This is a genomic window from Acidaminococcus timonensis, from assembly GCF_900106585.1.
Classification (GTDB): domain Bacteria; phylum Bacillota; class Negativicutes; order Acidaminococcales; family Acidaminococcaceae; genus Acidaminococcus; species Acidaminococcus timonensis.
In genome coordinates this window covers 54416-80620 of record NZ_FNWH01000004.1, presented here as the reverse complement: position 1 = coordinate 80620, position 26205 = coordinate 54416, and the positions used below count along the sequence as shown (strand labels likewise).

Below are 26205 nucleotides of genomic sequence, written 5' to 3'. Positions count from 1 at the left end.
TGAGTCCAATGCAGGCACAAAAAAAGGGGACACTGGCAGTCCTTACCGGCGGCGGCGACTGCCCCGGACTGAATGCAGTGATCCGGGCGGTGGTCAAGACGGCCATCCATCACGGGTTCGAAATCTACGGGATTTCCAACGGCTTCCATGGACTCATCAACGGGGACATGAAACTCATGGACCTGTCCGACGTGTCCGGGATCCTGCCCAGGGGCGGGACCATCCTGGGCACCACCAACCGGGACAACCCGTTCAAGTACATGGTGGGCCAGGATGATGCCGGCAACCCCATCTACGAAGACAAACGGGATGTGGTGGTGAAGAACCTGAAGGACCGGAAGATCGACTGCCTGATTGTCATCGGCGGGGACGGCAGCCTGAAGATCGCCTATGATCTGCACCGGTACTGCGATGTGAATGTGGTGGGCGTGCCCAAGACCATTGACAACGACCTGCCCTGCACGGAACGGACCTTTGGCTTCGACACGGCCATGGCCATGGCCACCGAGGCCCTGGACCGGCTGCATACCACGGCGGAATCCCATCACCGGGTCATGGTACTGGAAGTGATGGGCCGGTATGCGGGCTGGATCGCGCTCCACTCCGGAATCGCCGGAGGAGCGGATGTGATCCTGATCCCTGAAATCCCCTACGATCTGGAGGCAGTGATCCGCAAGATTCGTGAGCGGCAGCAGCACGGCAAGAAATTCAGCATCATCACTGTGGCCGAAGGAGCCAAACCCATCGGCGGACAGATGACTGTGGCCCGGCTGGTGAAGGGCAGCTTCGAACCGGTGCGCCTGGGGGGCGTGGGCGAAAAGCTGGCCCGGGAAATCGAGGACAGGACGGGCATCGAATCCCGCTGCACCGTGCTGGGCTATCTCCAGCGGGGCGGTTCGCCCACGGCCTACGACCGGGTGCTGTCCACCCGTTACGGGGCGGCGGCAGTGGAAGCCTGTCTGGATGAGGAATACAATGTGATGGTATCCCTCCAGGCCAACGAAATCGTCCGGGTACCCATTGCCAAAGCAGCCTCTCAGCCCCATCAGGTACCGGTGGATTCGGATATCATCCGTACTGCACGGGAAGTGGGTGTGTCCTTTGGGGATGAGGAACCGGCCGGGGACACCAGCGATACCCGGAAGTAAACAAATCGTAAAGAGGAGTTCAATTTTTCCTGAAGAAAGGGGGAAAATCTGTGACTCCTCTTTTTTTTTGACTCTGGATGCCCTATAATGTACAAAGTCTGATGCCAAAATACTATCGCAGAATCAAGAAGGAGTATCGTCATGAGTGAAAATCTGATCGCCGTATTGCTGGGCGTTGTAGAAGGACTGACAGAATTCATCCCCGTTTCCTCCACGGGCCACATGATCATCGTGGGCCATATGATCGGGTTCCAGGGCAGCCTGGCCAAAATCTTCGACGTGGTCATCCAGCTGGGGGCCATCCTGGCCGTCCTGGTGCTCTATAAAGAGCGTTTTGCCCGGTTCCTGACCCGAGAGGGCTGGCAGCTGGGAAAGGGGCTCACTGGCTGGCATATTGCGGCAGGATGCGTACCCACCATGGCCTTCGCCTTTCTGGTGCACTCCTTCATCAAGAAATACCTGTTCTCTCCGGCTACGGTGGCCATCGGCCTTGTCCTGGGGGCATTCCTGATGATTTATGCCGAGCACAGGATCAAAGGCCATGAAGCCGAACTGGTGCAGGATGTGGACCATATCAGCATCCGCCAGGCTCTGTATATCGGTTTCTTCCAGTTCCTGTCCCTGTGGCCCGGGTTCTCCCGCAGCGGTTCCACCATGGGCGGGGCTCTGCTGGTAGGCGTGAACCGGAAGGCCGGGGCGGACTTCACCTTCATCATGGCACTGCCCATCATGGTGGCTGCCTGCCTGTTCGAACTGCTGAAGAACCTGTCTGCCCTGACTGCCGGGGATCTGGCGGTCCTGGCCATCGGTTTCGTCACGGCCTTCATTGTAGGGTACCTGTCCATTGTATGGTTCATGAAGTTCCTGCAGCGTTCCACCCTGACTGCTTTCGGGGTGTACCGCATCCTTCTGGCCATTTTTACCGTGTACTATTTTTACCTGTAAGGGGTTTATAAAATTTCTTACACTTTTTTTGAAAAACCTGTTGACATTTTTCCCAAAGTCCTTTATAATCATCCTTGTTACGAACGAAAAGCGCTGGCATAGCTCAAATGGTAGAGCAACTGACTTGTAATCAGTAGGTTGAGGGTTCAATTCCTTTTGCCAGCTCCAAATATTCGTGACAGACAAATGTGGAGAGATTCCCGAGTGGTTAAAGGGAGCAGACTGTAAATCTGCCGCCTCTGGCTTCGAAGGTTCGAATCCTTCTCTCTCCACCAAATATCGCGGGGTGGAGCAGTTGGTAGCTCGTCGGGCTCATAACCCGAAGGTCGTTGGTTCAAGTCCAGCCCCCGCAACCACATGCTGATGTAGCTCAGTTGGTAGAGCGTATCCTTGGTAAGGATAAGGTCACCAGTCCGATTCTGGTCATCAGCTCCATTTTATGGCGGCGTAGCTCAGTTGGCTAGAGCAGTCGGTTCATACCCGGCCTGTCCGCGGTTCAAATCCGTGCGCCGCTACCATTACCAACACAGCCCCGGTTACGGGGCTATTTTAAAATCTAAAGAAATTTGAAAACGCGTTGGGAGGTATTCTAATGGCTAAAGAGAAATTTGAAAGAACAAAACCCCATGTAAACATTGGTACCATTGGTCACGTCGATCATGGTAAGACGACCCTGACGGCAGCCATCACCAAGGTTCTGTCCGAGACTCCGGGCTGCAAAGCCACTTTCGAAGCATATGCCGATATCGATAAGGCTCCGGAAGAAAGAGAACGTGGGATTACCATCAATACCGCCCACGTTGAATATGAAACCCAGAAGAGACACTATGCACACGTTGACTGCCCGGGGCACGCTGACTATGTAAAGAACATGATCACTGGTGCTGCGCAGATGGACGGTGCCATCCTGGTTGTTTCCGCTGCTGATGGTCCTATGCCTCAGACCCGTGAACACATCCTGCTGGCTCGTCAGGTTGGCGTACCTGCCATCGTAGTGTTCCTGAACAAATCCGACCAAGTCGACGATCCTGAACTGATCGAACTGGTTGAAATGGAAGTCCGTGAACTGCTGAGCCAGTACGGTTATCCTGGAGACGAAGTGCCCATCGTTGTGGGCTCCGCTCTGAAAGCACTGGAAGGCGACAAGGAACAGGAAGACAACATCCGCAAACTGATGGAAGCTGTGGATGACTACATCCCGACTCCTGTCCATGACCTGGCCAAACCGTTCCTGATGCCTATCGAAGACGTATTCACCATCACCGGTCGTGGTACCGTTGCTACCGGCCGTGTGGAACGTGGCGTGATCAAAGTTGGCGACACGGTTGAAATCGTAGGTCTGAAAGACGAAAAGAAACAATCCGTTGCCACCGGTCTGGAAATGTTCCGCAAGACCCTGGATCAGGCTGAAGCCGGCGATAACATCGGCTGCCTGCTGCGTGGTATCGACCGTACTGAAGTAGAAAGAGGTCAGGTACTGGCCAAACCGGGCAGCATCCATCCTCATACGAAATTCAAAGGTCAGGTTTACGTACTGACCAAAGAAGAAGGCGGCCGTCATACTCCGTTCTTCAACGGCTATCGTCCGCAGTTCTACTTCCGTACCACCGACGTTACTGGTGTAGCTCACCTGCCCGAAGGCACCGAAATGGTAATGCCTGGCGATAACGTTGTGATGGACGTGGAACTGATTACCCCGATCGCCATCGAACAAGGTCTGCGTTTCGCTATCCGCGAAGGCGGCCATACGGTTGGCGCCGGTGTTGTTACTGAAATCGAAGCCTAATTCAACCACAGGATGAAAAAATGAGGCCGATACAATTTTCGGCCTCACTTTTTTGTTGACATCTTGACGGTTCTATGATAACCTTTATAGGCGGCTTTTGGGAATCAAGAGTTTTGAATGTAAGTGAGGTGTTAAGGAATGGCAGCTGGAAACCGTGTGGGTATTACCCTGGCTTGCACTGAATGCAAACAGCGTAACTACCAGACTACGAAGAATAAAAAGAACGATACGGAACGTATCGAGATCAAAAAGTATTGCAAGTTCTGCAAAAAGCATACGTTGCATAAAGAAACGAAATAAGGTGGATCGAGTATGACAGCATCACAACTCACCCCGGAAGTGAAAAACTCCTCTGGTGTAGGCGGTTTTCTCCGAGATGTGAAAATCGAAATGAAAAAAGTGACCTGGCCGACGAAACGGGAACTGATCGGATACACCATCACCGTGATCGTATCCTCTCTGTTCGCTGCGTTTCTCATCTGGGGCATTGATGCTATTTTATCCGTATTGTTTCGTTTAGTGATGGGAGTGCATTAAGCATGGAAGGTCAAAAGCACTGGTATGTCATTCATACTTATTCCGGTTATGAGAATAAGGTCAAAATGAATCTGGAAAGCAAGATCCATTCCCTGGGGATGGAAGAACAGATCTTTCAGGTGCTGGTTCCCATGCAGAATGAAGTGGACGCAAAGGATGACCAGCAGAAGGTTGTGGCACGGAAAGTATTCCCGGGCTATGTCCTCATTGAAATGATCGTCAACGATCGGACCTGGTATGCTGTGCGTAACACCCCTGGTGTGACCGGCTTCGTTGGCACTGGCACGAAACCCATTCCCTTATCTGACCGTGAAGTAGAACGCATCCTCGGGGCGCAAGTCAAAGAAGGCGGCGAAGCTGCTGCTTCTGTGGAAGCAGAAGAGCCGGTTGTCCGGATGGCATGCCCTGTAGGTTTGAATGATGCTGTCCGCATCAAAGCCCCTGGCTTTACTGATATGGTGGGGACAGTAGCGGAGATCAACGACGAACAACAGAAGATCAAAGTGATGGTCGAAATGTTCGGACGTGAGACTCCCATTGAAGTTAAATTTACCCAAGTGGAAGCTATTGAATAAGTAAGGAGGTGTAAATTATGCCTAAGAAAGTCGTAAAGATGGTGAAATTGCAGGTTCCTGCTGGTAAGGCAACTCCGGCACCTCCCGTAGGCCCGGCCCTTGGCCAAGCTGGTATCAACATCATGGCCTTCGTGAAAGACTTCAACGAACGGACTGCCAAACAGGTGGGTCTGATCATCCCTGTTGAAATCACTGTATTCGAAGACCGTTCTTTCACTTTCGTTACCAAGACTCCTCCTGCAGCAGTTCTGCTGAAGAAAGCCTGCGGTATCGAAAAAGCATCCGGCGAACCCAACAAGACCAAAGTTGCCACGATCAAACGTGACAAGGTCCGTGAAATCGCTGAAAGCAAGATGAAAGACCTAAACGCTGGCTCTGTGGAAGCAGCTATGCGCATGGTGGAAGGCACTGCCCGTTCCATGGGTATTGTCGTTGAAGACTGATGTCTAAGGTTGTGGGAGGCAAAAGCCGTCTGACCACAAGGAGGAACAAGAATGAAAAAAGCTGGTAAGAAATATACCGACGCCAAAAAGCTGATCGAAGCTGGCAAGGCATATTCCCCCAAGGAAGCAGTTGATCTGGTTAAAAAGACTTCTGTGACCAAATTCGACAGCACGGTTGAAGTTTCCGTCCGTCTGGGTGTGGATCCCAAGTACGCTGACCAGCAGGTCCGCGGTGCTCTGGTTCTGCCGAACGGTACCGGTAAATCCAAGACCGTCCTGGTATTCGCCAGAGGCCCCAAGGCCAAGGAAGCGGAAGCAGCTGGTGCTGATTTCGTGGGTACTGACGAATATGTTGAAAAGATCAAAGGCGGCTGGACCGACTTTGACGTCTGCGTAGCTACCCCTGACATGATGGGTACGGTAGGTCGTCTGGGTAAAATCCTGGGCCCCAAAGGCTTGATGCCTAACCCCAAAGTGGGTACTGTGACCATGGATGTCACTCGTGCCGTGAAAGAAATCAAAGCTGGTAAGATCGAATACCGCACCGACAAAGCCGGTAACGTACAGACCTCTATCGGTAAAGCTTCTTTCGACGCTGACAAACTGCTGGAAAACTATTTGACTCTGATCACCACCCTGATCAAAGTGAAACCCTCCGGCGCTAAAGGCCAATACATCAAGAGCGTAACCCTGAGCACCACCATGGGCCCTGGCGTACCTGTGGATGTACTGAAGGCTGACAGCAACAAATAATCAAATAGAAAATGACCATCGGACCCAAGACAGCAGGCGCGCAAGCCTAACGAAGCAATCACCTGCCTAGGTCGGAGTGTTGATAAACATGACCTCCGGCTGACCCGCCGAGAGGTCTTTTCATTGATTAATACAAATTTCTTACGCAAGGAGGTGTAACACTGATGCATGATATTAGACCTGAAAAAGCCAGCAAAGTCGCCGAACTGAAAGACCTGCTGACTGCTTCTAAAGGTGTCGTTCTGGTGAACTACTGCGGCCTGACCGTAGCTGAAGATACCGAACTGAGAGCCAAGATGCGCGAAGCTGGTGTGAAGTACATGGTTGCTAAGAACACCTTCATCCGTATCGCTGCCAAAGAAGCTGGTATCGAAGGCCTGGACTCCGTCCTGGAACACAATACCGCTCTGGCCTTCTCTGCTGAAGACCCTGTTGCTCCTGCTAAAATCCTGAATGATTTCAGCAAGGATCACAAAGCGCTGGAACTGAAAGCCGGCGTCCTGGATGGCAAAGTCATCGCCGTTGAGGAAGTCAAGGCTCTGGCAGAACTGCCGAGCAGAGAAGAACTGCTGGCCAAACTGGTTGGCAGCATGCAGGCCCCCATTTCCGGGCTGGTCAACGTACTGCAAGGGACCATCCGCAACTTCGTGTATACCCTGGAAGCTGTACGTCAAAAGAAAGAGCAGGAATCTGCTTAATCGTCAAACAGGCTGAATACATCGCCTGACAAAAACCATTTCATAAGAAAATTTGGAGGAATGAAAAATGGATAAAGATCAAATCATGGAAGCCATTGAAAATATGACTGTTCTGGAACTGGCCGACCTGGTTAAAGCCATGGAAGACAAGTTCGGTGTCAGCGCTGCTGCTCCTGTTGCTGTAGCTGCTGCTCCTGCTGCCGGCGCTGCCGCTGCTGAAAAGACCGACTTCGACGTTGTCCTGAAAGAAGTTGGTGCCAGCAAGATCAACGTCATCAAAGTTGTTCGTGAACTGACCGGCCTGGGCCTGAAAGAAGCCAAAGCTGCTGTTGACGCTGCTCCTAACACCCTGAAGGAAAATGTTGCCAAAGCTGACGCTGAAGCTATGAAAGCTAAACTGGAAGAAGCCGGCGCTACCGTAGAACTGAAATAATTTCTGCTGTACGTTCCGAAGCAGGCTGTTGCAAGTTGCAACAGCCTGCTTTTTTATGGTTCTATAATAAATGTTGGGGTCTTGTGGACACTCCTGTTCACAAGACCCCTTGTCTTACGATAAAATAAAGACATATCTAAGCTACATTTCACCTCAACCACCACGAAGAACTGAAAGGAGAATAGATATGTCTTTCTTTCATTTTATCGAAAAAAGCTTCCATTGGGAAGAGGGTTCCATAAAAGAATTTGAAAAATTGGGATCCAGCCTCCTCCTTTACGTGGAATTCACTTCTACAGCTTCTCGTTGCCCCTACTGTCATCATAAAATTCTTCATATTAAGGACTATCGGGACCAAAAAGTCCTCTTAGGGCACTGGAACACCCATCCTGTTTCTGCTATTGTTCATAAAAGAAGATTTTTTTGCCCTTGCTGCCATAAGACATTTTATGAAAAAATTCCTGGCGTCGAGCATTACCAGCGGCGTTCTAACGATGTAAAGAACAGCATCATCCAAGCCTGTTCTGAACTGGCGAGCTTTAAAGCCATTGCCAGAAGCCATGGTGTCTCTGTTTCCACCGTAATCCGGTATTTTGATGGACTTACTTTTAAACGGCCTCTCCATCTGCCTGAAGTTCTTTCTTTAGACGAATTTCGTGGGAACGCTCATGGGCAAAGATACCAGGTCGCTGTGAATGACCCTCAGCGTCATGAAACTCTCGATATTTTGCCAAAGAGGACAGCGCTGGAATTGATTCGTTATTTTAGCCAATTTTCAAGAGCAGAGCGATTGAAAGTAAAATTTGTCGTAATGGACCTTTCGTCACTTTTCCGCAAGGTCATCAGAGCGATGTTTCCTGGTGCAACAATTATTGGTGACCGATTCCACATACAGAGACTGGTCATTTGGGCGCTTGAACGGGTTAGGAAAAATGTACAAAAGTTATTCGACGAAAAAAGAATTTATTTCAAGAGAAACAAACATATCTTGAACAAGAGGGGTGATCGTCTGACAGAAGAAGAACTGGCCAGCCTTCGGGAAATCTTGAAGCAGTCTTCAGAATTACAGAGAGCCTATGCCTTAAAAGAGGCATTCTTTAAGGTATTTTCTATGAAAGAACGGTCTGCTATTGCTTCATTCTTATCTCGTTGGTTATCATTAGTCGAAGAAAGTGGGGTTGAAGAATTCAAGAGTGTTATAAAGACGTTCACTGATTGGAAGACAGAGATTTTGGAAGGATTGAGTCAAGCGTATTCGAATGGTTTTACGGAAGGAATGAACAATAAGATTAAGGTGTTAAAGAGAGTAGCATTTGGTTTTCGCAACTTTGAACGATTCCGTTCTCGGATTTTACTGCTTTCGATGGTGAAATTAAAATAAAAACAGACGTGAGCAAAAATCGCTCACGTCCGTGTGTGGTAGATGAATTGGATCTTACCCCAACATTTGACAAAGAACCTTTTTTATATTTCAACTGTTTGAAAAAAATCTACATTTCCTCTTGACAAAATACCCCCCTCATAGTAGGATATAGGCATATTGAAAAAAGCGATGAGCGGAAAGAGTACCGCAGGGGAACTTCTACAGAGAGCCTGGCAGCTGCTGAGAGCCGGGAGATCGACAACCTGCGCGAATGCCTCCGTGAGCCGGGCCTTCGAATCTATAGTAGAGGACCCCGGGGTTGCAGCCGTTACCCTTGCACAGGAGGCCGGCCTTTGGATGCCGGTAAACCAGAGTGGAACCACGAGCCATCGTCTCTGCAAAAAGGAGACGACGGCTCTTTTCTTTTATTCTTTTGAGAGGTGTTGAAGTTGATCAAGTTCGAGGATATCAGTAAGACCTTCCAGGTGGGCAGCGGTGCCGTCCAGGCCCTCCAGCATGTGAACCTGGAAGTGGAAAAGGGGGATATCTTTGGGGTCATTGGATTCAGCGGGGCCGGGAAAAGTACCCTGCTGCGCATGGTGAACGCCCTGGAGACGCCTACGGAGGGCCATGTGGAGATTGAGGGGAAGATCATCGATCAGCTGCCTCACAGCGAGCTTCGGAAGGTCCGGAAGAACATCGGAATGATTTTCCAGCAGTTCAATCTGCTGGAATCCAGCACAGTGTATGAGAACGTGGCCATTCCGCTGAAATTGAATCATACGGAAAAGGTCCAGATGGATCAGACGGTGAAGACCCTGCTCCGGTTCGTGGGGCTGGAAGACAAGGCCAATGCCTATCCCATCCAGCTTTCCGGGGGCCAGAAACAGCGGGTGGGCATCGCCCGGGCCCTGGCCACCAATCCCAGCATCCTGCTGTGCGATGAAGCCACCAGTGCCCTGGATCCGGAAACCACGGAACAGATCCTGCAGCTGCTGCGCCGCATCAACCGGGAACTGAAAATCACGATCCTGTTCGTGACCCACCAGATCCAGGTGATCCAGCAGCTGTGCAACAAGGTGGCTGTCATGGAGCATGGCAGGGTGGTGGAACAGGGCAGCGTGCTGGAAGTATTCAGCAACCCCCAGCAACCCATTACGAAAAAATTTGTCCGTACCGTGATCCCGGATACCATCCCGGAAAGCGTGCAGGAAGACCTGAAGAAGGACAAACGGCCCTTCAAGCTGATCCGCCTGCGGTTCCTGGGACGGCAGGCTTCCGACGGGTCCATTTCCGTCCTGAACGAAAAATTCGGGCTGAAGACCAATATCGTGTTCGCTACGGTGACGGAGCTGCAGTCCACAGCCCTGGGGCTCTTCATCCTCCAGTGTATGGATGAGGGGGACAAAATCGCCCAGAGTGAAAACTATCTGACCGAACAGGGCATTCTGTGGAAGGAGGTGAGCCTGTCATGATCGAAAAACTGGGTGTACCGCCTGAACAACTGGTCCTGGCGGCGGAACAGACCTTATATATGGTGTTCGTCTCCCTGGTGGTGGGATCCTTCCTGGCCATGGTGCTGGCGGTGATCCTGGTGCTCACCAACGACAACGGCATCCTGAAGAACAAGCCGGTGTACATGGTATTGAACACCATCATCAACATCATCCGCAGCATCCCGTTCATCATCCTGATGGTATTCATCATGCCGCTGACCAAAGCCGTGGTGGGGACCCGGATCGGGACCACAGCCGCCCTGATTCCGCTGATCGTCTTCATTACGCCCTACCTGACCCGGCTGTTCGAGAATTCCATCCTGGATGTGAACAAGGGCATTGTGGAAGCGGCCCAGGCCATGGGCGCCTCCTATTATGAAATCGTCCGGTATTTCCTGCTGCCGGAGGCGAAAGGGTCCCTGATCCTGTCCATCACCACCGGTACCATCGGACTGATCGGTGCCACGGCCATGGCCGGTGCCATCGGGGCCGGTGGCGTGGGCGACCTGGCACTGACCTATGGCTACGAACGGATGAACACGCCGCTGATGCTGTTTACGGTGGTGGTGCTGATCATTTTCGTACAAATCATCCAAACGGTGGGCAACCACTTTGCATACAAAACCAGAAACCATTGATTTGAGGGGGTAAAAAACATGAATACTGGAAAATGGAAAAAATTACTGATCGTCGGTCTGGCTGCTCTTATGACTACGGCCCTGGTGGCCGGCTGCGGCAGCGACAGCAAGAGCGCTGACAAAGGGGCTTCCACCAAAAAGGAACTGAAGTACAGCAAGTCCCAGGGTCCGTACTCCGATCTGTTCGAAAAGGGCGTGAAACCCATCCTGGAAAAGAAGGGTTATAAGTTCGTAGGCAAGGATATGTCCGACCTGCTGCAGGCTGATATCGCCCTGAACGAAGGGGAAGTGGACTTTAACGTGGAACAGCATACGGCCTATATGGAAAACTTCAACAAGAAGCAGAATGGTCATCTGGCTGCCATCGGCGCCATCCCCACCGTACCGGCCGGGATCTATGCCGGATCCAAGACGGCTCTGAACCAGATCGCCGACGGGGATAAGATCGCCGTCCCCAATGACGCTTCCAACACCGCCCGTGCCTACGCCCTGCTGCAGAAGGCCGGCTGGATCAAACTGGATCCCAAGAAGGACCTGTCCACGGTTACCCAGAAGGATATCGTAGAGAACCCGCACAACCTGCAGTTCGTGGAAATGAAATCCCTGAACATCCCGGCCGTGCGTAACGACTTTGCCTTCATTGTCATTACCGGTTCCATCGTGTACAACGCCAAGATCGATCCGGCTACGGCACTGATGAAGGAAGACATCCTGCCGCATCTGCTGCTGCAGGTGGTTGTGGCCGACAAGAACAAGGACACCCAGTGGGCCAAGGATCTGGCGGCTGCCTACAAGTCTGCTGAATTCCAGGAATACATGAAGAAGAACAACAAGGGTCTGTGGTTCGACCCCAATGCTCCCAAGAAATAAGTGAACAACCAGGTGGAAACCCCGGAAGCCAAGGCTGCTGGGGTTTTCCGCTTGTCAAGGAGGATGTACAGCATGAATCTGAAAGAACGCATTGCGGCTCTGCAGCCTGAGCTGGTGCAGCTGCGCCGTCATTATCATGAATATCCGGAACGGTCCTGGCAGGAGTTCGAGACCCAGAAGAGCATCGAAAAATACCTGGACCAGCTGGGAATTCCCTATGTGGAATCCTGTAAATCCGGAGTGATCGCCACCCTGAAGGGACCTCATTCCAGCAATCACATCATCGGCATCCGGGCGGACATCGACGCCCTGCCCATCAAAGAACTGGGCACCGAGGAATACAGGAGCCGGAATGAAGGCACCATGCATGCCTGTGGCCACGATACCCACATCACCATCCTGCTGGGTACAGCCAAAATACTGGCAGCCCTGAAGGACCAGCTCACCGTTACCGTGCGGCTGATCTTCCAGCCGGCCGAGGAGGAAATCGCCAACAGCGGTGCCGCCTACATGAAGGAGGAACCCCTGGTGAAGGAGTGCGACCGGCTGATTGCCCTGCACATCTGGAGCAAGATCCCTGCAGGCATGGCTTCCCTTCGGTACGGACCGGTCATGAGCGCCGCTGATACCTTTGATGTGGTGGTGGAAGGCAAGGGAGGTCACGGCGCTCTGCCGCACCAGACCATCGATCCCATCGTGGCCGGGGCAGAATTTGTCACAGCCCTGCAGACCGTGGTGAGCCGGGAAGTGAATCCCCTGGAACCGGCGGTACTCAGTGTCACCCAGTTCCAGAGCGGCACTACCAGCAATGTGATCCCCGGGGAAGCGAAGCTGTCCGGTACGGCCCGGACCTTCAGCAAGGAGTTGCGGGACGCCTATCCGGGTATCTTGGAACGGGTGGCCCGGGGCGTGAGCACCACCACTCGGGCATCTATCCGCACCGTATACCATTTTGGTCCCCCGCCCATGATCAACGACAGGGAATGTGTGGACACGGGTCGGAAAGCCTGCGCCAGCGTGTTCGGACCGGGCAAGGTGGTGGACTGGGAGCTGCAGATGGGCGGCGAGGATTTCGCCAAGTACTACAATCCCAAATGCATCCTGCTGCTGGGTGGCGGATTCCCGGAGGAAGACCGGCGCTATCCCCAGCACAGCCCCTATTTTGATATCGATGAAAAAGTCCTTGGCCTGGGGGTGGAATATTTCGTCCAGTATGTACTGGAATGGGAGAAGGAAACAGCGGAAAAGGCGTAAAAGAAAAACTGCAGACCTGGAGACAGGATCTTCTTTGGGAGAGGATCCTGTTTCCAGGTCTTTTGTGTATGTGATAAACCTGTAGCAAAAGGGAAAAGTAAGTGAAAGCTAACTTAACCTTTTGACAAAGTTGTACGTGATATATATCATATATACGTTGTGGAATTTAAATTAATTCTAAACAAATAAGAAATAATCATTGAATTATAGAGCTTATTACCAAAAATCTTGAGAAATGAAACCGCACCAGTTACTGGCGTAGAGCTGTCCAGACGACTGAAGGTAACCCGACAGATTATCGTAGGGGATGTGGCACTGCTGCGCAGTGCAGGGCGCCCCATCATGGCCACGGTACGTGGGTATATCCTTGGAAGGCCAGGCAGGACAGAAGGGATGCAGCCGGCAGTTTGCCTGCCAGGGCAGGACCCAGGAGGAAAAGGAACTGCAGCTGGAGCTGAACGCTGTGGTGGATAATGGCGGGGTGATCCATTACCTGCAGCTGATTACCGGCCCACGAACAGAGCCTGTCCGTAGAATACGGGCAGACCATCCCCAGAGGGAATAAAGGCTGGTTCGTGGAACCCCAGGCCCAGTTTGTATTCGGACATCTGGGCAGCAACGGATACACTACCCGCCGGGGACTACAACAAGAAGTGGCAGGTAAACGCCGGCTGAACTGGTCGTTTTAAGGAGGGTCTGCAGGCTCTGCCAGACCTGGGAACGGTCTCACCTTACGGGTAGACCCTACGGAGAAACAACGTACGGTGCGTTATCTGCGTAGGGACGACCCATGAGGGGCGTCCGAACCCAGGTCGCCCAGCGGGCTTGCCATTGAATCATAACAAAAAATACGGTACAATAAATGGTCAGAGCTTTGGCTCTGGCCATTTATTTCTACAATGAAAGGAAGCGGATCCATGCAGCCATATCTGATCCTTGGATTTATGATCGTCCTGGGCTATCTGGCCCACAATCTGACTGTATCCTATGCAGCCGGGCTTCTGGTTCTCATGAAGCTGGTGCTGCCGGAGGAAAAATTGATGTATTTCAGCAGCCACGGCGTGAACTGGGGCATTATCCTGCTGATGGCGGCTTTGATGGTGCCCATTGCCACGGGCAAGATCGGCCTTTCTGAAACCCTGGGGGTGTTCAGGAACCCCATGGGAATCGCGTCCCTGGTCATCGGCGCCCTGGTAGCGCTGCTGGGGCGCTGGGGCGTGGATCTGATGGGAGAAGATCCGGAAGTGGTGGCGGCCATGCTCATCGGGACCATCATCGGGGTATTCCTGTTCAAGGGGGTGCCCGTAGGCCCCATGATTGCCAGTGGCCTGCTGTACTGTCTGATGAAACTGATGCATCTGTTCTTCCATTAAAAAAGGGGTTGTGAAAAAATGCTTTTTCACAACCCGTCACTAGTCACTAGTCTCTAGTCACTAGCCGATGGAAGCCAGCTGACGCTAGCGAAATAAAGGCGCTGTGGACGATTTTTTCACAGCGCTTTTTTCTTTTTATGCCAGCGCTTCGCCCAGTCCTTTGCATTGGGTCAGAGCATCATCGTCCGGCGCATTGTTGGCGATGACAGGATCGGCGGCCAGGACAGCGCCTTCTGCTTCCGCATCCGCTTTCCAGTTGTCCATCCATTCACCGGTACCCCAGCCGTAGGAACCAAACAGGGCAATCTTTTTGCCTTTCAGGCTGCCTTTCACATCATCCCACATGGGCTGGAATTCTCCTTCTTCCAGGACTTCAGCCCCCATGGCCGGGCAACCGAAGGCGATGGCATCGAAACCGGCCACCTTGTCGGCAGAAAAGTCGGAGGCGGTGAATTCCGTTACATCCGCACCTTTGCCTTTGGCACCGTCTTCCACGGCTTTGGCCATAGCTTCCGTATTGCCCGTACCACTCCAGAATACCACTGCGATTTTGCTCATTGTTGTTTCCATCCTTTCTGCCGCCAGGCGGCAATGCAAGTATATATTTTAAGCCACTGCCAGTTTGCTCAGGGGCGTACCGGCGCGGTAACAGCGCCAGTAGATCCGGGTGCATTTCTGGCATTTGGCAAAATAACATTCGGCCTGTTCCCGATTTCCATAGGCCTTCCAGCACCCGGAACAAACGCCTTTGTCCCGGGGGGCGGCCATATAGGCTTTCACATCTTCCAGCGGGTAATCCAGCAGGATGCCGATTTCGTGGGGGAACGGGTCACGGCAGGCCAGGTGAAGGGAGATCTCATGAAGGATTTCCCGGGCCGTGGTCTCCCGGTAGCCCCGGCGTTTCAGGAAGGAACTGCTTTCAGGATCCGCCAGGAGATGGGAAAGCCGGTGGGGGCGATACACATACAGGAGGGCACACCGATGGAGACAGTCAAAGCTCAGGATTTCCACCTGGATGCCCTTGGGTTCCAGGGAGTGCCGGATGGTTTCCACCTGGGCAAAGGGATCCTCGCTGCAGGCAAACCGGAAACGGAACAGATTGGCTGCTTTCAGCCCTGCCAGCGTAGGTGCACATTGCCGGACCAGCTCGGTTTCGAGAGTGATTGTCATGGGGGGTGACCTCCTTTTTAGGTTAGTAAACGCTAACCTAATCTGAAATAAAAATGGCGTAAAGATAATTCCTTGCAGCCAATGTAGTTAGTAAATGCTAACCACAAACGAAGTATAGCAAATTTGGAGACAAGTTGCAAGAGGTTTTTGGATTGTCTTTTCCCCTTGCAGGGGGACACGACTTGGGCTATAATGGATGTATAATTAATCGAACGAATAATTACGCCTCTCTGGTACAGATTGGAGCGATGAAGATGAAATGGTGGAAACCTGTATTCTGGGGATTGTCCCTGACCCTGGTACCCGGGCTCATGGAGCCTGCGCTGGCCGGGAAAAAATCTCCCCAGCCCCAGGCGGTGAAACAGCCGGCCTGGACGGACGTGGCCCAAAAGCATCCGGCAGCCTATGATCGGCCCACCCCGGAAGCTTCCCTGGACGAAGCAACGCTGGCAGCCTGGTGGAAGACGTTCCAGGATCCCCAGCTGGATACCCTGATCGACCTTTCCTTAAAGAACAACCGGGACCTGAAGGCGGCCCAGGCACGGGTGGAGGAGGCCCGGGCCCAACTGGGCATCAGCAAGGGGGAAGCCCTGCCCTGGCTGAACATCGGCGGCGGGTACGCCCGGTACGAAGCGCCCCAGGGCATCAACGACAAAGTGGGCGACATGGCCCGGGTGCCCGGGGTGCTGAACCTGCCCGACCGGAATTCTTCCGTGGCCGGGCTGGGCATCGACGCTTCCTGGGAACCGGACTTCTTCGGTCGGCTGAAGGCGAAGAAACAAACGGCGGCCCACAACCTGGCGGCCCAGCATGCGGCGCTCTACAGCACCTGGGTGACGCTCAGCGCGGAAACGGCCCTCAACTATATCTCTTTGCGGACGTTGCAGAGCGACCTGGCCCTGCTGCAGCGCCATACTGCGCTGGAAGCGGAAAAACGGGACCTGCTGCAGGACAATTTCCAGGCAGGGCTGATCGATGCGTATCCTCTGGAAGCCATGAAGACCCAGGAAGAAAGCACTCGGGCGGAGATCCCCAGGGTGCAGCAGGGCATCCAGGAGACCCTGACCCGGCTGTCCATTTTGACAGGGACGGAACCAGGGCAGCTGAATGACCTGCTGACCACTTCGGGCCTGCCCCAGGTGGATGCGGAACTGTACCACGCCATCCCGGCCAACCAGCTGCGGCAGCGGCCGGACATCATGGCGGCAGAACAGCAGCTGGAGGCCCAGATCGCCCGGACGAAGGAAGCCCGGGCCGAACTGAAACCCCGGTTCAATCTGGCCGGTTTCCTGGGACTTTTGACCCTGGGCGGGGGCAACCTGTTTGGTGCGGGGGCCCATGCCTTTGCCCTGGCGCCCAGCGTCACGTATCCCCTGTTCCACGGTGGCACACTGAAACAGAATGTGAAGCTGCAGGATGCCCGGGCAAAGGAACTGCAGGCACAGTACGAGAACACGGTGCTGAAGGCGGCTGGCGAGGTCCAGGACGCCATGGCCAGCATCGTACAGGAGAAAGATCGGAAGGAGAACCTGATCCGGGGCCGGGAAAACGCCCAGGAGGCCTTCGACCTGGCGGAAAACCGGTATCAGGCCGGGCTCAGTGATTATCAGCCTGTACTGGATAGCGAACGGACCCTGCTGACGATGAAGCGGCAGGAGAACCGCAGCCGGGGCCAGGAACTGGCGGATCTGATCCATCTGTATAAAGCCCTGGGGGGCGGCTGGCAGCCCCTCAGTGAGCAGGAACAGGAAGAACTGAATCGGACAGCAGAAGGGAAGAGATAACATGGGAAGTTTGTGGAAAAGCCTCCTGGAGGACAAAAAGAAGCTGGCGGCCCTGATCGGTGCCGTTGTGGTGATCTGCGGCCTGGGGGGCTACGGCTACCAGAAATACCAGGCCCAGAAGGCGGCCCGGCAGCTGACGCTGTATGGTAATGTGGACGTGCGGGAAGTGGCTGTGGCTTTCCGCCAGAGCGACCGGATTGCGGAGGAACTGGTGGAGGAAGGGGATAAGGTGACCAAGGGCCAGGTACTGGCCCGGCTGGACACCGACGAACTGAAGATCAAGAAGAGCAAGCTCCAGGCCCAGATTGCCGCCCAGCAGAGCGTGGTGGACAAGCTCCACAACGGTACCCGGGCGGAAGACCTGGAAGCGGCCCGGGCGAAAGCCGATGAAGCGGCGGCCCAGGCAGACCAGGCCCGGCAGGATCTGGCCCGGGTGGAGAATGCATTCAGCAGCTCCAACGGCCGGTCCGTGAGCAAGCAGGACCGGGATGCGGCCCAGACCAAGGTGGACGTCACGGCGGCCCAGGCAGAAGCGGCCCAGCAGGAATACGAAAAAGCCCAGGCAGGCCCCCGGGACGAAGATGTGAAGAGCGGTGAAGCCCAGCTGAAAGCCCTGCAGGAAGACATGAAACATGTGGATTATCTGCTGAGCCAGTCGGAACTGAAGGCACCGGCCGACGGGGTCATCCGGTCCCGGCTGCTGGAAGTGGGCGACATGGCCTCCCCCCAGAAGCCTGTGTTCAAGCTGTCCCTGAACGACAAGAAATGGGTGCGGGTGTACGTGAGCGAAAAGGACCTGGGGCGGATCTACGAAGGGATGAAGGCCCAGGTGTTCACGGACAGCCATCCGAAAGACCCCATTACCGGCCAGATCGGGTACATCAGCTCGACGGCGGAATTCACGCCCAAGACGGTTCAGACCACAGAACTGCGTACTTCCCTGCTGTATGAAGTCCGTGTGTACGTGACCGATCCGGACAATGTGCTGCGCATGGGCATGCCCGCCACCGTAAAGATCGACACGGAGCAGAGCCATGACTGAATGGGTGGTCCAGGCTAAAGGGCTGGACAAGCTGTTCAACGATAAGCAGGGAACCGCCCACGCCCTGAAAGGCATCGACTTCCTGGCCAAAAAGGGCAAGATGACGGCGCTGATCGGGCCGGACGGGGCGGGGAAGACCACCACCATGCGGCTGATCTGCGGGCTCATGGACCCCACCGGGGGCAGCCTGCAGGTGCTGGGGCTGGATTCGGTGAAGGATGCCAATGAAATCCAGAGCCGGATCAGCTACATGCCCCAGAAATTCGGCCTGTATGAAGATCTGACCATCCAGGAAAATATGGACCTGTACGCCGACCTCCACGGGGTGCCGGCGGATGTGCGCAAGACCCGGTTCGCCAAGCTGCTGGACATGACGGGGCTGGCTCCCTTCACGGACCGGCTGGCCGGCAAGCTGTCCGGGGGCATGAAACAGAAACTGGGCCTGGCCTGCACCCTGGTGCGGTCGCCGGACCTGCTGCTCTTGGACGAACCCACCGTGGGCGTTGACCCTCTGTCCCGGAAGGATCTGTGGATCATCATCAACCAGATGGTGCAGGAGGAGAACCTGAGCGTCATCGTGTGCACGGCGTATATGAACGAAGCGGCCATGTGCGACGAGGTGTATGTGCTGAACCAGGGGCAGATCCTGTTCTACGGCACCCCGGACGGGCTGAGCCAGATTGCGGCGGACAAGTGCTTCGAAGTGGACCCGCCGGCGGGGCTGCCCTACCGGGTGCTCCAGGGGGCGCTGCTGGACGATAAGGAAGAAATCATCGACGCCGTGCCCCAGAGCGGGACGGTGCGATTCATCGCCAGCCATCCCGGGCACCCGCTGCCGGCCCTGCAGCGCTGGAACCTGCAGCCCAAAGCGGTACCGCCCCGGGTGGAAGACGGGTTCATGATTCTGCTGCACCAGGCGGCGGACCCCAATGAGAAGCAACTGCCCCTGGCGCCTTTGACAAAGGCTCCGAAAGACCCGCTGCAGAACCCGGTGAGCATCATCGTGCAGGACCTGGTGAAGAAGTTCGGGGATTTCACGGCTGTGAGCCATACGTCGTTCCAGGTGCACAAGGGCGAAGTGTTCGGCCTGCTGGGGCCCAACGGCGCCGGCAAGACCACCACGTTCCGGATGCTGTGCGGCCTTTTGCCTGCCACCAGCGGCGTATTGAGCGTGGCCGGGGAGAACCTGCGCACCGCCCGGACCCAGGCCCGGGCCAAGATCGGCTACGTGTCCCAGAAATTCTCCCTGTACAGCAAGCTCAGCGTGCTGGAGAACCTGCAGTTCTACGGGGGCATCTACGGATTGCCGCCCCAGAAGCTGAAGCAGCGGATCTCCGATGTGTTGGAGGAATTCCAGCTGCTGGGTACGGAAAAACACAACGCCGGGGACCTGCCCGGGGGCTACAAGCAGCGCCTGTCCATGGCCTGCGCCCTGCTTCAGGAACCGGAGATCCTGTTTTTGGACGAACCCACCAGCGGTATCGACCCGCTGGCCCGGCGGCTGTTCTGGCGGCAGATCACGGACCTGGCAGTGAAGGGCGTGACCATCATCATTACCACCCACTTCATGGAAGAAGCGGAATACTGTGACCGGATCATGATCCAGGACCGGGGCAAATGCCTGGTACTGGGGAGTCCCTCCCGGATCCGGCAGGACCTGGGCATGCCCGATGCCAATATGGATGACGTATTCATCGAAATCGTCCATCGGGGGCGGAACAAGGAGGCGGCTGCATCATGAAAGACGGTCTGCGCCGGATCCGGGCGCTTACGGTGAAAGAGTTCCGGGAAGTCTTGCGGGACAACTCCAGCCTGGCCATGGGTATTTTGCTGCCCATCATCCTGATCCTGGTCATCGGCTATGGCATCACCCTGGACGTGAAGCATGCCCCCATCGGGGTGGTGCTGGAGGATACGTCCCCGGAAGCCCAGCGGGTGGTGGATTTCGTGGACGGCTCGGACTATTTCAAACCAACGTACCTGACGAACATGCCCCAGGCGGTGAAGGCCCTGGAGCAGCGGAAAATCGACGCCATATTGCGGGTGCCTCCTGATTTCAGCCGGCAGCTCCACCAGGGGGACGGCCGCCTGCAGCTGTTGCTGTACGGCACGGACACCACCACGGCCATGAGCATCCAGAGCTACGTGGAAACGGCGGTGGCCCAGTGGTCGGCCAAACAGCTGGCGGCCCGGGGTATCGGGGCCGTGGACCTGGAGACAAGGCTGTGGTTCAACGACGCCCACGAAAGCACCTGGTACTTCATCCCCGGCCTGATCCTCATGGTGGTGACCCTGATCGGGGTACTGCTCACCGCCGGGGTCATGGCCCGGGAATACGAACGGGGCACGTTCGAATCCCTGTTCGTGACGCCGGTGAAAAAGGGCGAAGTGATCGTGGCCAAGGTGATTCCCTATTTCTGCATCGCCCTGCTTGGGGTATTCATCTGTCTGGTGCTGTCCCGGTTCCTGTTCCAGGTGCCTCTGGTGGGGTCCCTGGCCCTGCTGCTGTTTTTGTCGATTATCTACCTGCTCACGGCCCTGGGCATCGGCCTGGTGATCTCCGTGGTGACGAAGGCCCAGTTCATGGCCACCCAGGTGGCGCTACTGGTCAGCTTCCTGCCCAGCATCATGTTGTCGGGCTTTCTGTTCGACCTGCGGAGCACGCCCCGGTGGGTGCAGTGGATCGCGGAATTTCTGCCGTTCAAACATTATCTGGTGTCGTTGAAGACCATTTTCCTGGCCGGCAACCTGTGGCCGGTAATCCTGCCCCAGACGGCAGCTATGGTGGCGTTCATGGCGCTGTTCCTGGGCCTGGCCCTGAAAATCATCCGAAAGAAGGTGGAGTGAGTGACCGGTTGGAGCCTATTCCGTCAGCAGGTGCGCTGCATCTGCCGCAAGGAACTGCTGGCCATCTGGAAGGACAAGGCCTTTCGGCAGATCCTGGTGATCCCCGTTCTGGTACTGGGCATCGTGTTCGGGTACACGGCCACGTTCAACGTGGAGAATGTGACCTATGCGGTGCTGGATCAGAGCCATTCCGAGGCGTCCACGTCTCTGCTGGCCACCCTGGACGGCACCCACTTCTTCACCCGGGTGGCAGAGCTGCAGAACAGCAGCCAGATCCAGGACCCCATCGACCGGGAGGAGGCCATGGTGGTGCTGTCCATCCCGCCGGATTTCGCCACGAAGCTGCAGAGGGGAGAACGGGCGCCGCTGCAGGTGATCACTGACGGCCGGAACACCATGACGGCCAGCCTGGCCAGCGCTTATACAGGCCGGGTGGTGCAGCAGTGGATGGCGGCCCGCACCGGCCAGCGGCCGCCCCTTTCTGTGGACGCCCGCACCTGGTTCAACCCCAACCAGCTGACCCTGTGGTACTTCGCACCGGGCATTCTGGGTATGATGGTATTCGCCCAGGTGATCATGCTGGCGGGTATGAGCGTAGCCCGGGAGCGGGAGGAGGGCACTTTCGAGCAGCTTCTGGTGACTCCGGCGCCGCCGCTGGTGCTGCTGATCGGCAAGGCGTTCCCGCCGGTACTGGTGGGTCTGCTCCAGGGCACCATCCTGCTGCTGCTGGATCTGTTCTGGTTCCGGGTACCCTTTGAAGGCTCTGTAGCCACCCTGTACCTGGTGCTGTTCATCTACCTGCTTAGTTCCACGGGCATCGGGCTCAGCATTTCGTCCCTGTGCAGTTCCATGCAGCAGGTGCAGGTGTATGCCTATGTGTATCTGATCCCCAACTGCCTGCTGTCCGGGGTGGCCACCCCGGTGCGGAATATGCCTCAGTTCCTGCAGATTTTGACCTACGCCGATCCCCTGCGGTTCGCTCTGGATGCCATCCGGCGGATCTATTTCGAAGGGGCGGGGATGACGGTGATCTTCTGGGACCTGGTCCCCATGACCATCGTGGCCATCCTGACCCTGTGGATGGCCGGGGTGCTGTTCCGGAAGAATCTGGCGTGAACAGGGAGCTGTGAATTTTTCACAGCTCCCTGTTGTCTCTGGTCTCTAGCCGATGGGAGCCTGCTGGCGCAGGCAATGAATCAGGACGGCCCTCCGGGCGATCTGGGTACGGACTTCCCTGACGGGTAGTCCCTTACGCAGTGATATCGTACGTATCATCTTATGCGTAGGGACGTCCGAACCCAGGTCCGGAGGTTTTTATGGTATAATGGACCCAAAAAGGAGGCCCTGCCCATGAACGAGATCATGCGTCAAATCGTCAACGATTATATCGAAAAGCACATGCCGGACTATCTCCGGTACCTGTATGATGTGATTTCCATTGTTTCTCCCACCGGGTCGGAACAGAAAAAGGCAGCCTGGATCCTGGATCAGGTATACGGCCTGGGGTTCGACAGCGCCTATCAGGATGAGGCCGGGAACGTGATCGTACCCCACCATATCGACGGGGTGGAAAAGTTCCCCCTCTATACGGCTCATATGGATACGGTGTTTGCCGGCATCGACGCCATTACCCCGGACATCGAGGGGAACACCCTGCGGGCTCCTTCCTGCGGAGATAACAGCAGCGATGTGGCGGCCCTGCTGTTCCTCCTTCAGATGATGCGGGACCTGAAGCAGAAAACCCCGGCGGTATTTGCTTTCAATGTGGGCGAAGAGGGACTGGGAAACCTGAAGGGCAGCAAGGCCCTGACGGACGCCTTCGGCGACAGACTCAGCTATTTTATGGCCGTGGATGGCAACAATGACCGGTTCGTGAACCTGGCCGTGGGCTCCCATCGGTATGCAGTCCATGTGGTCACGGCCGGGGGCCACAGCTATGCGGCTTTCGGCAATGCCAACGCCATCAACGAGGCTGCGGCCATCATCCGGGATTTCTACGCCCTGAAAGTGCCCAGGGATCCCCGCACCACCTATAACGTGGGGACCATCCAGGGAGGGACCACGGTGAACTCCATTGCTGCGGAAGTGGAATTCACCGTGGACATGCGGTCCGTGTCGGCCACCGAACTGGATAAGCTGGACGCGGCGTTCCATCGGATCCTGAAGGACCATACCAGTGACAAGGTGCAGGTGGAGACCTTGCTTTTGGGTAAGCGGCCCTGCAGCGACGGGGTGAAGCACCACGAAATCTACGACCGGATCTGCCGGATCCGGAAGCGGGAAGGTCTGCAGACGGTATTCAGCGCCAGCAGCACCGATGCCAACATTCCCCTGAGCCGGGGGATCCCGGCCATTGCCTTTGGCATCAGCAAGGGGAAAGGAGCCCACACCCTCCAGGAAGAGCTGGACATGACCAGCCTGGAACCGGGCCTGAAGCAGCTGGCTGCGTTCATCTGGGATCTGTAAGGGCCTGCTGCACGTGTGGCGGCCGTCGCACGTGCTCCCCCCTCTTTTCAATTTTCATATTTATGAGTATAATATGAAACATAAATAAAATAGTGGAAAGGCAGATCGAGGGAATGTCTTTCCAGGGACGGAAGGGGAATGGTTATGTCTAAGAAATGCAAACAGTGCGGCTGCGAACTGGAAGATGATGCTCTGTTCTGCGTCCAGTGCGGCGCCAAACAGGATCCGGTGGTGAAGTGTCCCAAATGCGGCCATGTGAACCCGGCGGACAATGACTTCTGCACCGAATGCGGAACCCGGCTGAAGGAAGCCAAACCGGCAGACGGGACCCCTGGAGGCACCCAACCGTCGGCTGAATCGCAGCAGGCCCCGGAAACGTCTGCTGAAGTGGTGGTGGCAGAACCGGTGGATGAGGGCCAGAGCGGCGGTGGAAACGGAGGCTTCCAGAATTTCCAGATGCCGCCGGTGCCGCCAGAAGGCAATGGGAAGAAAAAGAAAATCCTGGCCATCATCGGAGCCATCGTGGTGGCCCTGGGGCTGTTCTTCGCCTTTGGGGGCAGCAGCAAACCCATCCAGGTCAAATCCAGTGAAATAGTGGATGACTACATCCGGGACCAGAGTTCCGGAGATAAAAAATACAAGGACAAGACCGTCCAGGTTTCCGGGAAGGTAAAATGGAAAGGACAGTTCAACAATTCCCAGAATTACAGCATCACCCTGGAAAGCAAGAACAACGGTGGCAAGACCTACCAGGTGCTGGTGGATGTGCCGGCCAAACGGGCCAGCATCGTCAACGGCCTGAAAACGGGCGATTTCGTCAATGTGAAAGGGGAATGCGTGGGCATCGTGAAACAGAAGAGCCCCACTGTGATCAGCGTCCAGATCAAATCCACCAAGATCAATGACCAGGATGCGGACTGAGAATATAGGAGAAATCTAAATGGCGAAGTTTTGTCCCCATTGTGGGAATCAGCTCAGTGAAGAGGAAAAATTCTGCCCGGTCTGCGGCACTCCAGTGGGGAAACCCGCGGCCTCGGCTCAGCCGAAAACCGGCGAGGCCGGCAACGGACAGCCGGGAAACAGCGGAAATCAGCCAGGATTGAAAGGAGCAGCCGCCTTCCAGCCCCAGCGTGTTCCGTCCCAGGGCGGCGGAAAGAAAAAATGGATCGCTGGTGTGGTCCTGCTGCTCTTGTTGGCAACTGGGGCGGGAATCTTCTTTGCCCAGCAGAAGGATGGAAAAAGTACGGCTGGATCCAAACCGCCGGTGACCCAGGAAGAGAAAAAACAGGATACTCCCAATTCCGAGGAACAGTCCAAAGCCAAGGCAGCTGGCCAGGGAGAAAAGTCCCAGAAAGAGACCAAGAAATCTTATGGGAAGATCACCGGTACCGACGTGCGGCTCCGGGCCGGCGCGGGAACGAATACGGATATCGTGGACTACTTCGAGGAAGGTGAAACTGTAGAGATCACCGGACGGAAGAACAACTGGTACCAGGTGAAACGGGATAACGGTCAAACCGGGTACGTTTCAGTCCAGTTCTGCCGGCGTCTGTAACCAGGTGCAGGAAGGGAGGGGACCATGGGAAGATATCATGACGCTTACCAAAAACGGAGATGGAAGGGACCGGCCTGGGGGGTCTTTTTTCTCCTGGTCCTGGTGCTGGCAGTGGGATTTACTGTCAAAGGCTGCCGGAGTGGTCAGAAGCCGGAACAGGCAGCTGTACCCCCGGCTGAGACAGCCGTTACCGGGGAGGTGCGCCAAACCCCGGAACCCCATGAGTACTCCCTGCTGATCAAAAAAGGGGAATTTACCCTGTATCTCCTGGATCACGGGGATCCGGTGGCCAAATGGCCGGTGGCCTTGGGGAAGAATCCCGGACAAAAGCAGGTGAGCGGGGATATGAAGACCCCGGAGGGAACCTTCCCAGTGGATGAAATCATCGATGCCTCCAGCTGGTCTCATGATTTTCACGATGGCAAAGGAGTGATCCAGCACGCCTACGGTCCCTGGTTCATCAGTCTGGATACTCGGAACTTGAGTCAGGGGAAATGGGATGGTATTGGCATCCACGGCACCCATGACCCGGCTTCCATCGGCACCCGGGCCTCTGAAGGCTGCATACGGATGAACAATGACAATCTGCAGAAGTTGAAGCCCTATGTGAAAGTGGGGATGAAGGTGAAGGTGGAGGAATAGAAACCAGCCTGACTGCTTCAGCGGCCAGGCCTTGGAAGGAGAAAAACATGGAAACCATCCGTCTTGTAAAGGAACCGGAAACTTTTCGGGCAGCCCTGTATGATGGGGCGGAAGAAATCGGAAAATGTACATATGTAGTGACCCGGCCCGGAGTATGGACCCTGGAACACACCATTGTGGATCCTCGGTACGGGGGCCAGGGCCTGGCCGGAAAACTGGTCCGGGCAGTGGCGGAGATGGCCCGGGAAGCCGGGGTAAAGATCATCCCCCAGTGTTCCTATGCCAGGGTCCAGTTTGACCGCAAAGCTGAATTTGCAGATGTGTATGAGAAAGAGTAAGCTGCATAGAAACAAAAATGTTACATGAGATACAAAAATAAACGATTTT

30 protein-coding genes, 5 tRNA genes, 1 pseudogene and 1 other annotated feature are annotated in these 26205 nt (G+C 55.3%); of the genes and pseudogenes, 34 read left to right on the top strand and 2 right to left on the bottom strand.

All coding sequences use genetic code 11. From position 1 onward, the window contains the following. Positions 1-8 precede the first annotated feature (8 nt). From BQ5462_RS00770 to BQ5462_RS00660, 24 genes and pseudogenes are all read left to right on the top strand, one after another. Positions 9-1148: a 6-phosphofructokinase gene (locus BQ5462_RS00770; protein ID WP_071141547.1), complete on the top strand. Its 1140-nt coding sequence runs from the start codon at positions 9-11 to the stop codon at positions 1146-1148. 141 nt (positions 1149-1289) lie between these two features. Continuing rightward, positions 1290-2093 (top strand): undecaprenyl-diphosphate phosphatase, encoded by an 804-nt coding sequence (locus BQ5462_RS00765; RefSeq protein ID WP_071141546.1) that lies wholly within the window; start codon positions 1290-1292, stop codon positions 2091-2093. A 92-nt stretch (positions 2094-2185) separates the two neighbouring features. After that, positions 2186-2261: transfer RNA gene (locus BQ5462_RS00760), tRNA-Thr, on the top strand. Between the two features lie 22 nt (positions 2262-2283). Then, positions 2284-2368 (top strand) — tRNA-Tyr (locus BQ5462_RS00755). Positions 2369-2373: 5 nt separating this feature from the next. After that, positions 2374-2449, top strand: a tRNA-Met gene (locus tag BQ5462_RS00750). Between the two features lie 3 nt (positions 2450-2452). Further along, a tRNA-Thr gene (locus tag BQ5462_RS00745) sits at positions 2453-2528 on the top strand. Positions 2529-2534: 6 nt separating this feature from the next. Continuing rightward, positions 2535-2611: transfer RNA gene (locus BQ5462_RS00740), tRNA-Met, on the top strand. A gap of 74 nt (positions 2612-2685) precedes the next feature. Further along, the gene (gene tuf, locus BQ5462_RS00735; RefSeq protein WP_071141545.1) at positions 2686-3879 is read left to right on the top strand and encodes an elongation factor Tu; all 1194 of its coding nucleotides are present in this window, start codon (positions 2686-2688) and stop codon (positions 3877-3879) included. A gap of 138 nt (positions 3880-4017) precedes the next feature. Continuing rightward, the gene (gene rpmG, locus BQ5462_RS00730; RefSeq protein WP_022487512.1) at positions 4018-4179 is read left to right on the top strand and encodes a 50S ribosomal protein L33; all 162 of its coding nucleotides are present in this window, start codon (positions 4018-4020) and stop codon (positions 4177-4179) included. Between the two features lie 12 nt (positions 4180-4191). After that, positions 4192-4416 (top strand): preprotein translocase subunit SecE, encoded by a 225-nt coding sequence (gene secE / locus BQ5462_RS00725; protein WP_071141544.1) that lies wholly within the window; start codon positions 4192-4194, stop codon positions 4414-4416. A 2-nt stretch (positions 4417-4418) separates the two neighbouring features. Beyond that, positions 4419-4991, top strand: coding sequence for a transcription termination/antitermination protein NusG (gene nusG, locus BQ5462_RS00720; protein ID WP_071141543.1), 573 nt, complete (start codon positions 4419-4421; stop codon positions 4989-4991). 17 nt (positions 4992-5008) lie between these two features. Further along, positions 5009-5434 carry a 50S ribosomal protein L11 gene (rplK, locus tag BQ5462_RS00715; protein ID WP_071141542.1) on the top strand — a complete coding sequence of 142 codons (426 nt, stop codon included), beginning with the start codon at positions 5009-5011 and terminating at the stop codon, positions 5432-5434. 51 nt (positions 5435-5485) lie between these two features. Further along, a complete protein-coding gene (gene rplA, locus BQ5462_RS00710; RefSeq protein ID WP_071141541.1) occupies positions 5486-6187 on the top strand; it encodes a 50S ribosomal protein L1 in 702 nt (233 codons plus the stop codon). Positions 6188-6351: 164 nt separating this feature from the next. Continuing rightward, the gene (gene rplJ, locus BQ5462_RS00705) at positions 6352-6885 is read left to right on the top strand and encodes a 50S ribosomal protein L10 (protein WP_071141540.1); all 534 of its coding nucleotides are present in this window, start codon (positions 6352-6354) and stop codon (positions 6883-6885) included. A gap of 67 nt (positions 6886-6952) precedes the next feature. After that, on the top strand, positions 6953-7318 hold the full coding sequence (gene rplL / locus BQ5462_RS00700; protein ID WP_071141539.1) for a 50S ribosomal protein L7/L12: 366 nt from the start codon (positions 6953-6955) through the stop codon (positions 7316-7318). A gap of 187 nt (positions 7319-7505) precedes the next feature. Then, a complete protein-coding gene (locus tag BQ5462_RS00695; protein WP_071141538.1) occupies positions 7506-8699 on the top strand; it encodes an ISL3 family transposase in 1194 nt (397 codons plus the stop codon). A gap of 162 nt (positions 8700-8861) precedes the next feature. After that, positions 8862-9081: a binding site (T-box leader), on the top strand. A 49-nt stretch (positions 9082-9130) separates the two neighbouring features. After that, positions 9131-10156 carry a methionine ABC transporter ATP-binding protein gene (locus tag BQ5462_RS00685; protein WP_071141752.1) on the top strand — a complete coding sequence of 342 codons (1026 nt, stop codon included), beginning with the start codon at positions 9131-9133 and terminating at the stop codon, positions 10154-10156. Further along, positions 10153-10815, top strand: a complete 663-nt coding sequence (locus BQ5462_RS00680; RefSeq protein WP_071141536.1) for a methionine ABC transporter permease — start codon at positions 10153-10155, stop codon at positions 10813-10815. The genes BQ5462_RS00685 and BQ5462_RS00680 overlap by 4 nt, the downstream gene beginning before the upstream one ends. Positions 10816-10833: 18 nt before the next feature. After that, a complete protein-coding gene (locus tag BQ5462_RS00675) occupies positions 10834-11685 on the top strand; it encodes a MetQ/NlpA family ABC transporter substrate-binding protein (protein WP_071141535.1) in 852 nt (283 codons plus the stop codon). Positions 11686-11757: 72 nt separating this feature from the next. After that, positions 11758-12939 carry a M20 metallopeptidase family protein gene (locus tag BQ5462_RS00670; RefSeq protein WP_071141534.1) on the top strand — a complete coding sequence of 394 codons (1182 nt, stop codon included), beginning with the start codon at positions 11758-11760 and terminating at the stop codon, positions 12937-12939. 228 nt (positions 12940-13167) lie between these two features. Beyond that, positions 13168-13293, top strand: a pseudogene (locus tag BQ5462_RS11565) (HTH domain-containing protein); the annotation flags it as partial. Positions 13294-13306: 13 nt separating this feature from the next. Continuing rightward, entirely contained in the window at positions 13307-13504 is a 198-nt protein-coding gene (locus tag BQ5462_RS11385; RefSeq protein WP_071141533.1) for a hypothetical protein, read from the top strand. 10 nt (positions 13505-13514) lie between these two features. Continuing rightward, positions 13515-13628, top strand: coding sequence for a hypothetical protein (locus tag BQ5462_RS11560; RefSeq protein ID WP_407923318.1), 114 nt, complete (start codon positions 13515-13517; stop codon positions 13626-13628). A 228-nt stretch (positions 13629-13856) separates the two neighbouring features. Beyond that, positions 13857-14312: a DUF441 domain-containing protein gene (locus BQ5462_RS00660; RefSeq protein ID WP_071141532.1), complete on the top strand. Its 456-nt coding sequence runs from the start codon at positions 13857-13859 to the stop codon at positions 14310-14312. A gap of 135 nt (positions 14313-14447) precedes the next feature. On the opposite strand, the gene BQ5462_RS00655 is transcribed toward BQ5462_RS00660, so the two are convergent. Together BQ5462_RS00655 and BQ5462_RS00650 are read right to left on the bottom strand one after the other, a co-directional pair. After that, on the bottom strand, positions 14448-14870 hold the full coding sequence (locus BQ5462_RS00655) for a flavodoxin (RefSeq protein WP_071141531.1): 423 nt from the start codon (positions 14868-14870) through the stop codon (positions 14448-14450). Positions 14871-14918: 48 nt separating this feature from the next. Beyond that, the gene (locus tag BQ5462_RS00650; protein ID WP_071141530.1) at positions 14919-15482 is read right to left on the bottom strand and encodes a DUF3793 family protein; all 564 of its coding nucleotides are present in this window, start codon (positions 15480-15482) and stop codon (positions 14919-14921) included. Between the two features lie 254 nt (positions 15483-15736). On the opposite strand from BQ5462_RS00650, the gene BQ5462_RS00645 reads away from it, so the two are divergent. The 10 genes from BQ5462_RS00645 (at position 15737) to BQ5462_RS00600 (ending at position 26156) form a co-directional block, all read left to right on the top strand. Next, positions 15737-17266 carry an efflux transporter outer membrane subunit gene (locus BQ5462_RS00645; RefSeq protein WP_159429660.1) on the top strand — a complete coding sequence of 510 codons (1530 nt, stop codon included), beginning with the start codon at positions 15737-15739 and terminating at the stop codon, positions 17264-17266. Position 17267: 1 nt separating this feature from the next. After that, positions 17268-18308, top strand: coding sequence for an HlyD family secretion protein (locus BQ5462_RS00640; protein ID WP_071141528.1), 1041 nt, complete (start codon positions 17268-17270; stop codon positions 18306-18308). Then, entirely contained in the window at positions 18301-20049 is a 1749-nt protein-coding gene (locus tag BQ5462_RS00635; RefSeq protein ID WP_071141527.1) for an ATP-binding cassette domain-containing protein, read from the top strand. The genes BQ5462_RS00640 and BQ5462_RS00635 overlap by 8 nt, the downstream gene beginning before the upstream one ends. Continuing rightward, the gene (locus tag BQ5462_RS00630; protein ID WP_071141526.1) at positions 20046-21155 is read left to right on the top strand and encodes an ABC transporter permease; all 1110 of its coding nucleotides are present in this window, start codon (positions 20046-20048) and stop codon (positions 21153-21155) included. Before BQ5462_RS00635 ends, BQ5462_RS00630 begins: the two co-directional genes overlap by 4 nt. Continuing rightward, a complete protein-coding gene (locus BQ5462_RS00625; protein WP_071141525.1) occupies positions 21156-22271 on the top strand; it encodes an ABC transporter permease in 1116 nt (371 codons plus the stop codon). 234 nt (positions 22272-22505) lie between these two features. Then, positions 22506-23621, top strand: a complete 1116-nt coding sequence (locus BQ5462_RS00620; protein ID WP_071141524.1) for a M20/M25/M40 family metallo-hydrolase — start codon at positions 22506-22508, stop codon at positions 23619-23621. Positions 23622-23765: 144 nt separating this feature from the next. Further along, complete coding sequence (locus BQ5462_RS00615; RefSeq protein WP_071141523.1) at positions 23766-24542, top strand: double zinc ribbon domain-containing protein; 777 nt, start codon at positions 23766-23768, stop codon at positions 24540-24542. 19 nt (positions 24543-24561) lie between these two features. Further along, on the top strand, positions 24562-25176 hold the full coding sequence (locus tag BQ5462_RS00610) for an SH3 domain-containing protein (protein WP_071141522.1): 615 nt from the start codon (positions 24562-24564) through the stop codon (positions 25174-25176). 24 nt (positions 25177-25200) lie between these two features. Next, on the top strand, positions 25201-25818 hold the full coding sequence (locus BQ5462_RS00605; protein ID WP_071141521.1) for a L,D-transpeptidase: 618 nt from the start codon (positions 25201-25203) through the stop codon (positions 25816-25818). Then, positions 25815-26156, top strand: a complete 342-nt coding sequence (locus tag BQ5462_RS00600; RefSeq protein WP_328586193.1) for a GNAT family N-acetyltransferase — start codon at positions 25815-25817, stop codon at positions 26154-26156. The genes BQ5462_RS00605 and BQ5462_RS00600 overlap by 4 nt, the downstream gene beginning before the upstream one ends. The last annotated feature ends 49 nt before the right edge of the window (positions 26157-26205 follow it).